The sequence below is a fragment of the Citrobacter sp. B72 genome (genome assembly GCF_016894305.1).
Taxonomy (GTDB): Bacteria; Pseudomonadota; Gammaproteobacteria; order Enterobacterales; family Enterobacteriaceae; genus Citrobacter; species Citrobacter portucalensis.
On the sequence record NZ_CP069801.1, the window covers coordinates 2,905,413 to 2,920,036 of the forward strand.

The 14,624-nt window shown below is 52.4% G+C and carries 14 protein-coding genes; 8 read left to right on the forward strand and 6 right to left on the reverse strand.

Annotation, left to right across the window (positions count from 1 at the left end):
- Positions 1-46: 46 nt before the first annotated feature.
- The 3 genes from phoP to roxA all read left to right on the forward strand — a co-directional run bounded on the left by phoP (position 47) and on the right by roxA (position 3,395).
- On the forward strand, positions 47-718 hold the full coding sequence (gene phoP / locus JQN59_RS13890) for a two-component system response regulator PhoP (RefSeq protein ID WP_003846709.1): 672 nt from the start codon (positions 47-49) through the stop codon (positions 716-718).
- The gene (gene phoQ / locus JQN59_RS13895) at positions 718-2,181 is read left to right on the forward strand and encodes a two-component system sensor histidine kinase PhoQ (protein ID WP_008784442.1); all 1,464 of its coding nucleotides are present in this window, start codon (positions 718-720) and stop codon (positions 2,179-2,181) included. The genes phoP and phoQ overlap by 1 nt, the downstream gene beginning before the upstream one ends.
- A 92-nt stretch (positions 2,182-2,273) precedes the next feature.
- On the forward strand, positions 2,274-3,395 hold the full coding sequence (gene roxA / locus JQN59_RS13900; protein WP_149608227.1) for a [50S ribosomal protein L16]-arginine 3-hydroxylase: 1,122 nt from the start codon (positions 2,274-2,276) through the stop codon (positions 3,393-3,395).
- Between the two features lie 102 nt (positions 3,396-3,497).
- Here roxA and pepT read toward each other — a convergent pair whose 3' ends face one another.
- Positions 3,498-4,724: a peptidase T gene (gene pepT / locus JQN59_RS13905; protein ID WP_149608226.1), complete on the reverse strand. Its 1,227-nt coding sequence runs from the start codon at positions 4,722-4,724 to the stop codon at positions 3,498-3,500.
- Positions 4,725-4,974: 250 nt separating this feature from the next.
- Between pepT and potA the strand changes: the two genes are divergently transcribed.
- The 5 genes from potA (at position 4,975) to JQN59_RS13930 (ending at position 9,446) form a co-directional block, all read left to right on the forward strand.
- Positions 4,975-6,111 carry a spermidine/putrescine ABC transporter ATP-binding protein PotA gene (potA, locus tag JQN59_RS13910; RefSeq protein ID WP_003832287.1) on the forward strand — a complete coding sequence of 379 codons (1,137 nt, stop codon included), beginning with the start codon at positions 4,975-4,977 and terminating at the stop codon, positions 6,109-6,111.
- Positions 6,095-6,952 carry a spermidine/putrescine ABC transporter permease PotB gene (gene potB / locus JQN59_RS13915; protein WP_008784439.1) on the forward strand — a complete coding sequence of 286 codons (858 nt, stop codon included), beginning with the start codon at positions 6,095-6,097 and terminating at the stop codon, positions 6,950-6,952. Before potA ends, potB begins: the two co-directional genes overlap by 17 nt.
- The gene (potC, locus tag JQN59_RS13920) at positions 6,949-7,728 is read left to right on the forward strand and encodes a spermidine/putrescine ABC transporter permease PotC (RefSeq protein ID WP_006684943.1); all 780 of its coding nucleotides are present in this window, start codon (positions 6,949-6,951) and stop codon (positions 7,726-7,728) included. The genes potB and potC overlap by 4 nt, the downstream gene beginning before the upstream one ends.
- Before the next feature lie 27 nt (positions 7,729-7,755).
- The gene (gene potD / locus JQN59_RS13925) at positions 7,756-8,802 is read left to right on the forward strand and encodes a spermidine/putrescine ABC transporter substrate-binding protein PotD (protein WP_003030797.1); all 1,047 of its coding nucleotides are present in this window, start codon (positions 7,756-7,758) and stop codon (positions 8,800-8,802) included.
- A gap of 137 nt (positions 8,803-8,939) precedes the next feature.
- Positions 8,940-9,446 carry a methyltransferase family protein gene (locus JQN59_RS13930; protein WP_149608225.1) on the forward strand — a complete coding sequence of 169 codons (507 nt, stop codon included), beginning with the start codon at positions 8,940-8,942 and terminating at the stop codon, positions 9,444-9,446.
- Between the two features lie 21 nt (positions 9,447-9,467).
- On the opposite strand, the gene cobB is transcribed toward JQN59_RS13930, so the two are convergent.
- The 5 genes from cobB to lolC all read right to left on the reverse strand — a co-directional run bounded on the left by cobB (position 9,468) and on the right by lolC (position 14,443).
- Positions 9,468-10,289, reverse strand: coding sequence for a Sir2 family NAD+-dependent deacetylase (gene cobB / locus JQN59_RS13935; protein WP_149608224.1), 822 nt, complete (start codon positions 10,287-10,289; stop codon positions 9,468-9,470).
- A 15-nt stretch (positions 10,290-10,304) separates the two neighbouring features.
- Positions 10,305-11,216 carry an N-acetylglucosamine kinase gene (nagK, locus tag JQN59_RS13940; RefSeq protein ID WP_020996481.1) on the reverse strand — a complete coding sequence of 304 codons (912 nt, stop codon included), beginning with the start codon at positions 11,214-11,216 and terminating at the stop codon, positions 10,305-10,307.
- Positions 11,217-11,305: 89 nt separating this feature from the next.
- On the reverse strand, positions 11,306-12,550 hold the full coding sequence (lolE, locus tag JQN59_RS13945) for a lipoprotein-releasing ABC transporter permease subunit LolE (RefSeq protein ID WP_003030804.1): 1,245 nt from the start codon (positions 12,548-12,550) through the stop codon (positions 11,306-11,308).
- Positions 12,550-13,251 (reverse strand): lipoprotein-releasing ABC transporter ATP-binding protein LolD, encoded by a 702-nt coding sequence (gene lolD, locus JQN59_RS13950; RefSeq protein ID WP_003832278.1) that lies wholly within the window; start codon positions 13,249-13,251, stop codon positions 12,550-12,552. Before lolD ends, lolE begins: the two co-directional genes overlap by 1 nt.
- The gene (lolC, locus tag JQN59_RS13955) at positions 13,244-14,443 is read right to left on the reverse strand and encodes a lipoprotein-releasing ABC transporter permease subunit LolC (RefSeq protein ID WP_149608223.1); all 1,200 of its coding nucleotides are present in this window, start codon (positions 14,441-14,443) and stop codon (positions 13,244-13,246) included. Before lolC ends, lolD begins: the two co-directional genes overlap by 8 nt.
- Between the last annotated feature and the right edge of the window lie 181 nt (positions 14,444-14,624).

Genomic DNA, 14,624 nt, shown 5'->3' on the forward strand with positions numbered 1-14,624 from the left:
AATCAGCGTTAAACTATTCATACCATTATTTTAGGGAGAAACGATGATGCGCGTACTGGTTGTCGAGGATAATGCTTTATTACGCCACCACCTCAAGGTTCAGTTGCAGGATTTAGGGCATCAGGTGGATGATGCAGAAGATGCGAAGGAAGCGGACTATTATCTGAATGAACATCTGCCGGATATCGCGATCGTTGATTTAGGACTCCCCGATGAAGATGGTTTGTCGCTGATCCGCCGCTGGCGCAGTAATGAGGTTTCGCTGCCGATTCTGGTATTAACCGCGCGTGAAGGCTGGCAGGATAAAGTGGAAGTCCTCAGCGCCGGTGCTGACGATTACGTCACCAAACCGTTTCACATCGAAGAAGTGGCTGCGCGCATGCAGGCACTGATGCGCCGCAACAGCGGTCTGGCATCGCAAATTATCTCCCTTCCGCCTTTTCAGGTGGACCTCTCTCGACGCGAGTTATCCGTCAATGATGAAGTTATCAAGCTCACTGCGTTTGAATACACCATTATGGAAACGCTCATCCGTAATAATGGCAAAGTGGTCAGTAAAGATTCGCTCATGCTGCAGCTTTACCCGGATGCCGAGCTGCGCGAAAGTCACACCATTGATGTTCTAATGGGACGTCTGCGTAAGAAAATTCAGGCGCAATATCCGGACGACGTCATCACCACCGTGCGTGGTCAGGGATATCTTTTTGAACTGCGCTAATGAATAAACTATTGCGTCATTTTTTCCCGCTATCGCTGCGGTTGCGCTTTTTACTGGCAACTGCGGGCGTGGTGTTGGTGCTCTCGCTGGCCTACGGCATGGTTGCTCTGGTGGGCTACAGCGTCAGCTTTGATAAGACAACGTTTCGCCTGCTGCGGGGTGAAAGTAATCTGTTTTATACCCTGGCAAAGTGGGAAAACGGCAAGATAAACGTCGAGTTGCCTGAAAATCTCGATATGCAAAGCCCAACAATGTCGCTGATCTATAACGAAAGCGGTGAGTTGTTGTGGGCTCAGCGCAATGTTCCCTGGCTGACGAAAAGTATCCAACCGGACTGGCTAAAAACGAACGGTTTTCATGAAATTGAAGCCAATGTAGACGCCACAAGCACTTTACTGGGCGAAGATCACTCCGCTCAGCAGCAGTTAAAAGAAGTCAGAGAAGATGATGACGACGCCGAAATGACCCACTCCGTGGCGGTGAACGTCTACCCCGCCACAGCCAGAATGCCGCAACTGACCATTGTGGTTGTCGACACTATTCCTATAGAGCTAAAGCGCTCGTATATGGTCTGGAGCTGGTTTATTTATGTGCTGGTCGCCAATCTGTTGCTGGTCATTCCGTTGTTATGGGTGGCTGCGTGGTGGAGCCTACGGCCGATTGAATCACTGGCGCGTGAAGTCCGTGAGCTTGAGGAACATCATCGTGAGATGCTAAATCCCGCCACCACACGCGAACTGACCAGCCTGGTTCGTAATCTCAATCGGCTTTTAAAAAGCGAACGTGAGCGCTACGATAAATACCGCACCACATTAACCGATCTCACTCATAGCCTGAAAACGCCACTGGCGGTACTGCAAAGTACGCTGCGCTCAATGCGTAACGAAAAGATGAACGTCAGCGACGCTGAGCCTATCATGCTGGAACAAATCAGTCGTATTTCCCAACAGATAGGCTATTACCTGCATCGCGCCAGTATGCGTGGCAGCAGTGCCCTACTCAGCCGCGAGCTGCACCCGGTCGCGCCGTTGCTGGATAAGCTCACCTCGGCGCTGAATAAAGTGTATCAGCGTAAAGGGGTCAACATTAATCTCGATATCTCACCTGAGATAAGCTTTGTGGGCGAACAGAATGATTTTGTCGAGGTGTTGGGCAACGTGCTGGATAACGCCTGTAAATATTGTCTGGAGTTTGTCGAGATTTCGGCGCAACTGTCCGAGGATCAACTGCATATTCTGGTTGAAGATGATGGTCCTGGTATTCCGCAAAGCAAACGGGAAGTGGTGTTTGACCGCGGACAGCGCGTAGATACGCTACGTCCCGGACAAGGCGTCGGTCTGGCGGTGGCGCGAGAAATCACCGAACAGTATGACGGGCAGATTATTGCTGGTGATAGCCTGCTGGGTGGTGCGCGCATGGAAGTTATTTTTGGTCGCCAGCAGCCGGGCCAGAAAGACGAGTAATCGTCGCATGTAATAAATATGTACTGACTTCACGCTTGAGGTTAAGTATCCGTTATAATCGGTTGCAGATACCAGCCTGCGGGATGCTCACTATGGAATACCAACTCACACTTAACTGGCCCGATTTTCTTGAACGCCACTGGCAGAAACGCCCGGTGGTCTTAAAACGCGGGTTTAACAACTTTATTGATCCAATCACTCCTGACGAACTGGCTGGACTGGCAATGGAAAGCGAAGTCGACAGCCGACTCGTCAGCCATCAGGATGGTAAATGGCAGGTTAGCCACGGTCCCTTCGAAAGCTACGACCATCTTGGCGAGAACAACTGGTCTTTGCTGGTGCAGGCGGTCAACCACTGGCACGAACCTACCGCCGCGCTGATGCGCCCGTTCCGTGAATTACCGGACTGGCGTATCGACGATCTGATGATTTCTTTCTCTGTACCCGGTGGAGGCGTTGGCCCGCACCTGGATCAGTACGATGTATTTATCATTCAGGGAACCGGTCGTCGTCGCTGGCGCGTAGGCGAAAAGCTGCAGTTGAAGCAGCACTGCCCTCACCCGGATCTCCTTCAGGTCGACCCGTTTGAAGCTATCATCGATGAAGAGCTGGAACCCGGCGATATCCTGTACATTCCACCGGGATTCCCGCACGAAGGCTATGCGTTAGAAAACGCGATGAACTATTCGGTTGGCTTCCGTGCGCCAAACACTCGCGAGCTGATCAGCGGGTTCGCCGATTACGTTTTACAACGCGAACTGGGCAGCACCTATTACAGCGATCCTGATCTGCCACCGCGCGATCATCCGGCAGATGTTCTGCCGCAGGAAATGGACAAGCTGCGCGAAATGATGCTGGGCCTGATTAATCAGCCAGAACATTTCCAGCAGTGGTTTGGCGAGTTTATTTCTCAGTCCCGTCATGAGCTGGATATTGCCCCGCCGGAGCCACCGTATCAGCCAGACGAAATTTATGATGCCCTGAAACAAGGTGATGTGTTAGTGCGTCTGGGCGGGTTGCGCGTATTGCGCATTGGCGATGACGTCTACGCTAACGGTGAGAAAATTGATTCGCCGCATCGTCCTGCGCTGGAAGCGCTGGCCAGTCATATTGTGCTGACGGCTGAGAACTTTGAGGATGCGCTGGAAGATCCTTCTTTCCTTGCCATGCTTGCCGCGCTGGTCAACAGCGGGTACTGGTTCTTCGAAGGGTAATGCGGACTGTGCCTGATACGACGCTATGCGTCTTATCAGGCCTTCTGGAGTGAAATATTGTAGGCCGGATAAGCAAAGCGCCATCCGGCAACTACACATGCTTTATTTTTGTTTCGCGGCCAATTCAGCAATACGCACAATCACCTGCACCGCTTTTTCCATTCCTTCCAGGGTTACAAACTCATGCTTGCCATGATAGTTGTAGCCGCCGGTGAACAGATTCGGACACGGTAATCCCATAAATGACAGCTGTGCGCCGTCAGTGCCGCCACGGATCGGTTTCAGCACAGGCTCAATATCACAATCGCGCATTGCCTGCTGGGCGATATCCAGCACGTGCGGATGCTCAATCACTTTTTCGCGCATATTGTAGTAACTGTCTTCAATCACCAATTCGATATAACAGTCCGGGTGTAACCCTTTGCCGACCTTCTTGGCGATATCCATGATCTTACGTTTACGCGCTTCAAACTGCTTACGGTCAAAATCACGAATAATGTAGTGCATATCCGCCCGATCGACCGTCCCTTTCATGCTCGCCAGATGATAAAAGCCTTCGTAGCCTTCCGTCTTTTCCGGGCTTTCATCTGCTGGAACCTCTGCATGAATACGCGCTGCCAGCGACAGCGCATTCACCATCACCCCTTTTGCGGTGCCGGGATGCACATTGTTGCCAACAATTTTGATATTAACCGACGCGGCGTTGAAGTTCTCAAACTCCAACTCACCTACGCCACCACCGTCAACGGTATAGGCCCACTGCGCATCAAATGCCGGAACATCAAAATGCTTCGCCCCTTTACCCACTTCTTCGTCCGGCGTAAAGGCCACGCGGATATCACCGTGCGGAATATCTTTTTGGATAAGCACAGCCAGTGCGGTCATGATTTCCGCCACGCCTGCTTTATCATCCGCGCCCAGCAACGTTTTACCGTCTGTGGTGATCAGCGTCTGACCCAGAAGTTGATGCAGCACCGGGAACATCACCGGCGATAAAACTTCATCACCAATGCCTAACGCAATATCGCCACCGCGATAGTTTTCAACGATTTGCGGATTGACATTTTTACCGCTGAAATCCGGTGAGGTATCCACATGGGAAATAAAGCCGATCGCAGGAATATTACCAGCAACGTTCGCGGGTAACGTTGCCATCAGCGTGCCTTTTTCGCTCAGTGAAATATTAACCAGCCCCATCTCTTCGAGCTGTTGTTTGAGCAGTTGTAATAATTTCCACTGTCCTTCGGTGCTGGGTACCTGCCGCACGCCCGATTTTGATTGGGTGTCCAGCGACACGTAGTGTAAAAAACGCTCAAGTAGTTTATCCATGCAGTCACCCTCACTTTTTGTGACAACATTATCAATAAGCAACAAAAGACAAATATTGCGTCAGGTCACTTTTATCCCCGCAAGTGAGAATATTTCGCCCTGACATCCCCTCTGACTATAGGGCTAAGTCAGTAATTCGCAACAAGGATTGGCGATTACAATGGTTTGCCGTAGAATAACGGCCCTCATTAAGAGTCATCAAGGTGGTTAACCACAAACCCCGCATCGGTCAGCCATCCGTTGCGTTTACATGGGACAGAGTAAAAAATTGAATAAACAACCGCGTTCGCTTTCTCCACTGGTGCAATTAGCGGGAATTCGCAAAAGTTTCGATGGCAAAGAGGTGATTTCCAGCCTGGATTTGACCATCAATAATGGCGAGTTTCTTACGCTGCTTGGCCCCTCTGGCTGCGGTAAAACAACCGTTCTTCGCCTGATTGCCGGTCTGGAAACGGTTGATTCCGGTCATATTTTGTTGGACAACGAGGACATCACTCACGTTCCAGCGGAAAATCGCTACGTGAATACCGTCTTCCAAAGCTATGCGCTATTCCCCCACATGACTGTGTTTGAAAATGTGGCCTTTGGTTTGCGCATGCAAAAAACGCCCGCAGCCGACATTTCTCCCCGCGTTACCGAAGCCCTGCGCATGGTGCAACTGGAAGAGTTCGCCCAGAGAAAACCGCATCAACTTTCCGGCGGACAGCAGCAGCGCGTAGCGATTGCCCGAGCAGTGGTCAACAAACCCCGCTTACTCTTGTTAGATGAATCCCTCTCTGCGCTGGACTACAAACTGCGTAAGCAGATGCAGAATGAACTGAAAGCACTGCAGCGTAAGCTTGGTATCACTTTTGTCTTTGTCACACACGATCAGGAAGAAGCGCTAACCATGTCCGACCGCATCGTGGTGATGCGCGATGGTAAGATTGAGCAGGACGGTACGCCGCGCGAAATCTACGAAGAGCCAAAGAATCTGTTTGTCGCCGGGTTTATCGGCGAGATCAATATGTTTAACGCCACGGTGATTGAACGTCTGGATGAACAGCGTGTTCGTGCTAACGTTGAAGGCCGCGAGTGCAATATTTATGTCAACTTCGCGGTAGTTCCCGGACAAAAGCTGCACGTCCTGTTACGCCCTGAAGATTTGCGCGTTGATGAAATCAATGATGATAATCATATTGAAGGCCTGATCGGCTACGTGCGTGAACGCAACTACAAAGGCATGACGCTGGAATCGGTTGTGGAACTGGAAAATGGCAAAATGGTGATGGTCAGCGAATTCTTCAACGAAGACGATCCTGACTTTGACCACTCGCTCGACCAGAAAATGGCAATTAACTGGGTAGAAAGCTGGGAGGTCGTACTGGCTGATGAAGAGCACAAGTAAATTCCAGAGTGTGGTGATCTTCACCATTGTCGGTTGGCTTGTGTTATTTGTCTTTCTGCCCAACCTGATGATCATCGGCACCAGCTTTTTGACCCGTGACGACGCCAATTTCGTCAAAATGGTCTTTACGCTGGAGAACTATACGCGCCTGCTCGATCCGCTCTATTTTGAGGTACTAGTTCACTCCCTCAATATGGCGCTGATTGCCACGCTCGCCTGTCTGGTACTCGGCTACCCGTTTGCCTGGTTTTTGGTGAAACTGCCGGAAAAAGTACGCCCGCTGCTGCTGTTCCTGCTGATTGTTCCGTTCTGGACCAATTCTCTGATTCGCATCTACGGACTCAAAATTTTCCTCAGTACCAAAGGCTATCTCAACGAGTTTCTGTTATGGCTCGGCGTTATCGATACACCCATTCGCATTATGTTTACCCCCAGCGCGGTGATTATCGGGCTGGTATACATCCTGCTGCCGTTTATGGTGATGCCGCTCTATTCCAGCATTGAAAAGCTCGATAAACCGCTGCTGGAAGCCGCACGCGATTTAGGCGCCAGTAAGCTTCAGACCTTCACCCGCATCATTATTCCGTTGACGATGCCGGGGATTATCGCCGGATGCCTGCTGGTCATGCTGCCCGCAATGGGGCTGTTTTACGTTTCCGACTTAATGGGCGGCGCGAAAAACCTGCTGATTGGTAACGTAATTAAAGTTCAGTTCCTGAACATTCGCGACTGGCCGTTTGGCGCCGCCACCAGCATAACGCTGACTATCGTGATGGGGCTGATGCTGCTGGTCTACTGGCGCGCCTCCCGCCTGCTGAATAAGAGGGTAGAACTCGAATGATCGGTCGACTGCTTCGCGGCGGTTTTATGACCGCTATCTACGCGTATCTGTACATTCCAATCATTATTTTGATTGTGAACTCCTTTAACAGCTCGCGCTTTGGCATCAACTGGCAAGGTTTTACGACCAAGTGGTACGGTCTGCTGGTGAACAACGACAGCCTGTTGCAGGCGGCGCAGCACTCGCTGACCATGGCGGTGCTCTCCGCCACGTTCGCCACGCTGATCGGTTCACTTACTGCGGTCGCGCTTTATCGTTACCGTTTTCGCGGTAAGCCGTTCGTCAGTGGCATGCTCTTCGTGGTGATGATGTCGCCGGATATTGTGATGGCAATATCTCTGCTGGTGCTGTTTATGCTGATCGGCATTCAACTGGGCTTCTGGTCGCTGCTGTTCTCGCATATCACTTTTTGTCTGCCTTTTGTGGTGGTGACGGTTTACTCTCGCCTGAAAGGTTTTGATGTCCGCATGCTTGAGGCGGCTAAAGATTTGGGTGCCAGCGAAGTAACTATTCTGCGCAAGATAATACTGCCACTGGCTATGCCTGCGGTGGCTGCGGGTTGGTTGCTGAGCTTTACGCTGTCGATGGATGATGTTGTTGTTTCATCTTTCGTCACCGGACCGGGTTATGAAATTTTGCCATTAAAAATCTACTCAATGGTTAAAGTCGGCGTATCACCTGAGGTGAACGCGCTGGCGACCATTTTGTTGGTTCTGTCGCTGGTTATGGTGATTGCCAGCCAGCTTATTGCACGTGATAAAACCAAGGGCCGCTGAGGCCCTTTATTCAGGGGACGTTAAATGATGAAAAAATGGTCACGCCACCTGCTCGCGGCGGGTGCTCTGGCACTGGGCATGAGCGCCGCTCACGCGAATGACAACAACACGCTCTATTTCTATAACTGGACCGAGTATGTCCCGCCAGGGCTGCTGGAACAGTTCACCAAAGAAACCGGCATTAAGGTTATCTATTCGACCTACGAGTCGAATGAAACCATGTACGCCAAGCTCAAAACCTATAAAGACGGCGCATACGATTTGGTGGTTCCGTCCACCTATTACGTCGATAAAATGCGTAAAGAAGGCATGATCCAGAAGATCGACAAGTCGACGTTGACCAACTTCCACAACCTCGATCCGGAAATGCTCAACAAGCCGTTTGACCCGAACAACGACTACTCCATCCCGTATATCTGGGGTGCGACGGCCATTGGCGTCAACAGCGATGCTATCGATCCGAAAACCGTCACCAGTTGGGCCGATCTGTGGAAGCCGGAGTACAAAGGCAGTCTGCTGTTAACGGATGATGCGCGAGAAGTGTTCCAGATGGCGCTGCGCAAGCTGGGATATTCCGGCAATACCACCGATCCCAAAGAGATTGAAGCCGCCTATAACGAGTTGAAGAAGCTGATGCCTAACGTTGCGGCATTTAACTCTGACAACCCGGCCAATCCGTATATGGAAGGCGAAGTCAATCTGGGAATGGTGTGGAACGGCTCCGCGTATGTTGCGCGTCAGGCGGGCACACCGTTGGAAGTGGTATGGCCGAAAGAAGGTGGCATTTTCTGGATGGACAGCCTGTCTATTCCGGCTAACGCGAAAAACAAAGAAGGTGCGCTGAAGCTGATTAACTTCCTGCTGCGCCCGGACGTCGCGAAAGAAGTCGCAGAAACTATCGGTTACCCGACGCCAAACCTGGCAGCACGCAAGCTGTTAAGTCCTGAGGTCGCGAACGACAAAACGCTCTACCCTGACGCGGAAACCATCAACAAAGGGGAATGGCAAAACGATGTCGGTTCCGCCAGCGCTATCTATGAAGAGTATTATCAGAAGCTAAAAGCAGGACGCTAATACTCGTGCAACCCGGCAGGCGTCGCTGCGCCGGGTTGCTACCTGCCAATCCCTACTTTTTACGTCTTTCGACTGATTCCCGCTCCCCAGTTTCTGGCTATGCTTACAGTATTCCAGGCCGGCTTCTGAGGCTTCCAATGACAACGCTCTGGCTGCTACTTGAGTTGGCTAATCTGATCGTATTTACGCTGGTGATTCTCCCTCGTAAGCAGCCGGTAAACGCTCGTCCTTTGCTGCCTGTCATCGCAACCCACCTGCTACGGCTCACCTTTTTAATACCGATCCTGGTTTTTGGTTATAGCCTGTTTTTCAGTCATCAGATTGGCCCGGTGGAGTGGGGATGTCTGATTCTGGCGATCGTCGGTAACGCGCTGGTCATCAAAGGGAAATGGGATTTGGGGGAGAGCCACACATGGACAGGCTACTATTTACCTCGTGCAAAAAGGGTTACGCGCGGCATTTTTGCCTGGATTGCGCACCCCATGTATACCGGAATTATTCTGGTGATTATCTCGTGCAGCCTGGTTTACATTACCCGACTACCCATATGGCTGAGCGCACTGGGGCTGATCTGTTGTTTTTACATCGTAGGATTTTTGATTATGGCGGCCCTGCGTGAGGACCGCCAGTTTGTACAGGCTTAAACAGTATTATCCGGATAGCCGTTACAGCCCTTTCAATAACTTCTCAACGAACTCAGGCACCACCTGGCTTGCCGGACCGTAATACTTCTCTTCAAACTCGCTGCCTACCTGGCTCGGTTCGAGATTGAGTTCTACCGTATGTGCCCCATGCAGCCGCGCCTCATGCACAAAACCCGCTGCCGGATAAACATGTCCCGATGTGCCAATCGCAATGAACACATCTGCCATTGCCAGCGCCATATAAATTTCATCCATACCCAGCGGCATTTCACCAAACCACACTACGTGTGGTCGCAGCGGTGCCGGAAACTGGCAGCAATGACATTTATCTTCCGGGGTCACATCGCCCGTCCACTCCAGAATCTGCCCGCTTTGCGAACAGCGAACTTTGAGCAACTCGCCGTGCATATGGATAACGTTCTGGCTGCCCGCACGCTCATGCAGATTATCAATGTTCTGCGTCACCAGTAAAAAACGATCGCCCAGCTCGGCTTCGAGTTTTGCCAGTGCGATATGCGCCGCGTTGGGTTGGATTTCAGGCTGCTGCAACTGATGGCGACGGGCGTTATAAAACGACTGAACCAGTTCCTGATTTCGACTAAATCCTTCCGGAGTCGCAACGTCCTCTACCCGATGTTCTTCCCAGAGACCATCCGCCGCGCGGAATGTTCGAATTCCTGACTCAGCGGAGATTCCCGCTCCAGTCAGTACCAGCACTCTTGGTTTTTCCATCAATTCAGGCACCACTCTGTCTCTGAAAAAGATTCGTTGACGCAGGCGATCGCGCAAATGGCGTTTATTTTTACGAAAGCGGCTTAACCGATGACCCCGACGCGACAGCATAACAACCTCTTTGTATTAATCGGTAAGATGTAGGAAAGCGGCCCCGCGCATCCCGCCGGCATCACCGTGCCGTGCCTGCTCAATACGCGGCACCCGAGCAACCGGCAGCAGATGACGTGGCAGTCGATCCGCCAGTTGCGTCGTAATAGCGGTAAAATTCGACAAGCCTCCGCCAATCACTACCAAATCAGGATCGACGATAGTCAGGATATTCCCAAGACACACCGCCAGCAAATCCAGATAGCGTTCAACGTGGGCACGCGCGTGTTCATCACCCTGCTCCCACAGCGCAATAATTTCGCGGGCATCCAGCGGTTGATGGTAGTAATGCTGATACAACCACGCAAATCCACCGCCGGAAAGATAGCTTTCGATGCATCCCAGTTGACCGCATCCGCAGCGGCGCAGCGGGAAATCAAAGCCCATCAGCGTCAGCGCATCGACCGGCAAACGAATATGACCAAACTCACCGGTGATATAGCTGCGTCCGGTGATGGATTTTCCGTTAAGCACCAGGCCGCCGCCGACGCCCGTACCGAGGATCAACCCCATTACCAGCGGATATTGGGTGAACTCGTCATCCCAGGCTTCGGAGAGAGCAAAACAGTTCGCATCGTTATCCAGACGCACATCGCGGTCAAGGCGAGCGCTGAGATCGGCGCGGAGCGGTTTGCCACTGGCGGCAGGAACATTGGCCGCGTACAGCGTGCCGTCTTCGGTTTCCGGCATGCCCGGAATGCCGATGCCTACCGAACCTTTGATGCCGAACCGCTGATCCGCTTCCGTCACCAGATTGCAGACCGCATCAAGGAAAGCGTCGTAGCTGTCGCGAGGCGTAGGAACGCGAGTTTCCCATTGCAGACGACGTTGCTTATCAAACACGCCCAGCGCAATTTTGGTCCCGCCGATGTCAAATCCGTAATACATCACCGCTCCTTGATACACGTCATCCTTCAAGATGCCTCTGCGTTGGCTACGCCTTGATGCAGCATGAATGCTGTCGTGTATTATTGTTGTTATTGGCCGCTAAGTACTCTCGCAGGATCAATATTGCTGGCGCGACGCGCCGGATACCAACTTGCCAAAAGACTCAGCACGAGTGCTGTCACCAGCACGTAAATCACATCCAGCCAGTGTAATTCCGATGGCAGGAAGTCAATGAAATAGATATCGCCGGACAGGAACTGATGGCCGATAAGCGCCTCAATCCCGTTTATGATCGGCGTCAGTTGCAACGACACAACCACCCCGATGACGACGCCTATCAGGCTACCGAACAGACCCGCCAGCAGGCCGTACCAGACAAAAATGGCACGGATCAACCCATCTTTCGCCCCGAGTGTTCTTAATACCGCAATATCGCCGCTTTTGTCTTTTACCGCCATCACTAACGTGGAAACGATATTAAAACAGGCCACGCCAATCACCAGCACCATAGCCAGATACATAATGGCGCGGATCATCTGAATATCGCGGTACATATAGCCGTAGGTGCCAATCCAGCTCTTGATGTAAACATAGTTATTGGTGACTTCACCCGCGTCTCGCACCAGCTTATTGGCGTTAAACACGTCGTTAACCTTCAGCGCGATCCCGGAAACGCTGGTTCCCATATCCAGATATTGCTGGGCATCTTCCATTGGGATCATGGCAAAGCTGTGATCGAGCTGACCGCTCAGTTGCAGGATCCCCGTCACGTGCAAACGCACGCGTTTAGGCTGCTGTAGCTTATGATCCGCGCTGGCGTTAGGGATCATAATCGACACCCAGTCGCCCTGCTTCACCTTCAGCGCATCGGCAATACCCTTACCAATGATGATTTGTTGTTCACCGGCTTTAAAATTATCCCAGGCGTGGTTTTGCACGAAGGATGGCAGCGCGCTTAAACGCTGTTCCTGTTTCGGGTCAACGCCCTTCACCTGCACCGCGCGTAAGTTCGCCCCGCTCTCCACCAGTCCGGTAAAGTTGATATAAGGCGCCGCGGCGACAATACCCGGCACTTTTTGTACCTTGTCGAGCGCTTCCTGCCAGTTATTCCACGGCTGATTTACGGCTTCAATCTCTCCGTGTGGGACTACGGCCAGAATACGGTTGTTCAGCTCACGCTCAAATCCGTTCATGGCACTTAAACCGACGATCAACACCGCCACACCCAACGCGATGCCAACGGTAGATATCACCGAAATCAACGAAACCATACCGCCGCGCCGCCGACCACGGCTAAAGCGCAGACCAATCAATAACGATAAAGGCGAAGCCATTACTCAGCTCCCATCAGGCTCAGTTCAGCCGTCAGGCGACCATCGCGCATTTCAAGCTGGCGACTCATCCGCTTCGCCAGTTGCAGATCGTGCGTCACCACCAGAAATGCCGTGCCCTGAGAGCGGTTCAGCTCGCCCAGAAGCTCGAAAATGCTGTCCGCGTTACGCGCATCCAGGTTACCCGTTGGCTCATCTGCCAGGACCAGGCGCGGGTTATTCACCAGCGCACGCGCGATGGCCACACGCTGACGTTCGCCGCCAGACAGTTCAGACGGGCGATGACTGGCACGATGATCCAGCCCTACCGCTTTCAGCATATCCCGTGCGCGCTCGGTGATTTCAGCCGGTTTTTTCTTGCCGATCAGCAGCGGCATCGCTACGTTTTCCAGTGCGGTAAAATCCGGCAGCAAATGGTGGAACTGGTAAATAAAGCCCAGCTTCTGATTACGCAGTTCCGCTTTCGCCGCCGACGAGAGCTTGCTCATTGGCTGACCGCTAAAAATGACGTCGCCGGAAGTCGGGGTATCCAGCCCGCCTAACAGATGCAGCAGCGTACTCTTGCCGGAGCCTGAGCTGCCGACAATCGCCATCATCTCACCTTCGCCGACGCAAAAACTGACATCGTGCAGTACATCGGTCTGCACAGTGCCTTCCTGATAGCGTTTGCACAGGTTGTCGCATTGCAACAGGATCTTATTCATAACGTAAAGCCTCAGCGGGTTGAGTGGCGGCAGCGCGCCAGGAAGGATAAAGCGTAGACAGCAGCGCGATGGCCATCGCCACCAGAGCAATGACGATAACCTGCAGCGGCTCAATGGCGACCGGCAGCGCAGCGCCATCCAGCAGCACACCAATAATTGGCATCAGATTGTTCAGTTGGCTGGCGAGCAATGCCCCCAGCACAGCGCCCAGCAGCGCGCCAATCACCCCGGCACTGGCCCCCTGAACCATAAACACCATCATTATCTGCCGCGGCGTTAGCCCCTGCGTTTGTAAAATCGCCACTTCCCCTTGCTTCTCCATTACCATCAGACCCAGCGAGGTAATAATATTAAAAGCCGCCACCGCCACGATCAGGCTAAGCAGCAGCCCCATCATGTTCTTTTCCATGCGCACGGCCTGGAACAGTTCCCCTTTGCGCTCGCGCCAGTCCTGCCATTTGGTGCCTTGCGGCAGCGTTTGCTGGCTCAGCGTGTCAACTTTTAACGGTTCGTTAAGCCACAGACGCCAGCCAGTGATATTACCCACCGGATAACGCATCAGACGCGAGGCATCCTGAATGTTGGTCAGCATCTGGTAGCCATCGACTTCGCTGTTGGCGGCGAAAGTGCCAATCACCGTAAACAAACGCTGGCTCGGCAAACGCCCCATCGGCGTAAACTGACTGGCCGAGGGCACCATCACACGGATTTGATCGCCACGGTTCACGCCCAACTGCCCGGCAAGCTGCTCGCCGAGGATGACATTATACTTACCCGGTTGCAGATCTGTTTGCTTCACATTGACCAGATACGGCATTAATGGATCTTTTTGCGCCGGATCGATACCGAGCATCACGCCGACCGCCACGCTACGCGCACTTTGCAGCACCACATCTCCCGTAGTTATAGGCGCAACGCGGTTGACGCCGTTCAACACCACCGCTTTTTCCGGCAGTTGTTGCGGGTTGAGGGAACCCTGTTCAGACGAGAGTACGGCCTGAGGCATCAGGCCAAGAATATTGTTTTGCAGCTCGCGCTCGAAACCGTTCATCACCGACAACACCGTGACCAGCGCCATTACCCCGAGAGTAATGCCTATGGTGGAGAGCCAGGAAACGAAGCGACCGAAGCGATCTGCTGCACGCCCACGCATATAACGCAGGCCGATGAATAGAGCGACAGGTTGGTACATGAAATCCGTCTGGTTGCTGTTAGCAAAGTCACGAGTATATAAGCGAAAGCGGAATGGGTAAATGACTGAACCGTAAGTGTTCGTCAGCACTATTCCTAAAAGTATAAATAAATCAATTCGCTAAAGTTGTCCCTCTTTCCTTCAGCCCGGGTCCCTGATCTTTATCTTAAAAAAACAAAAT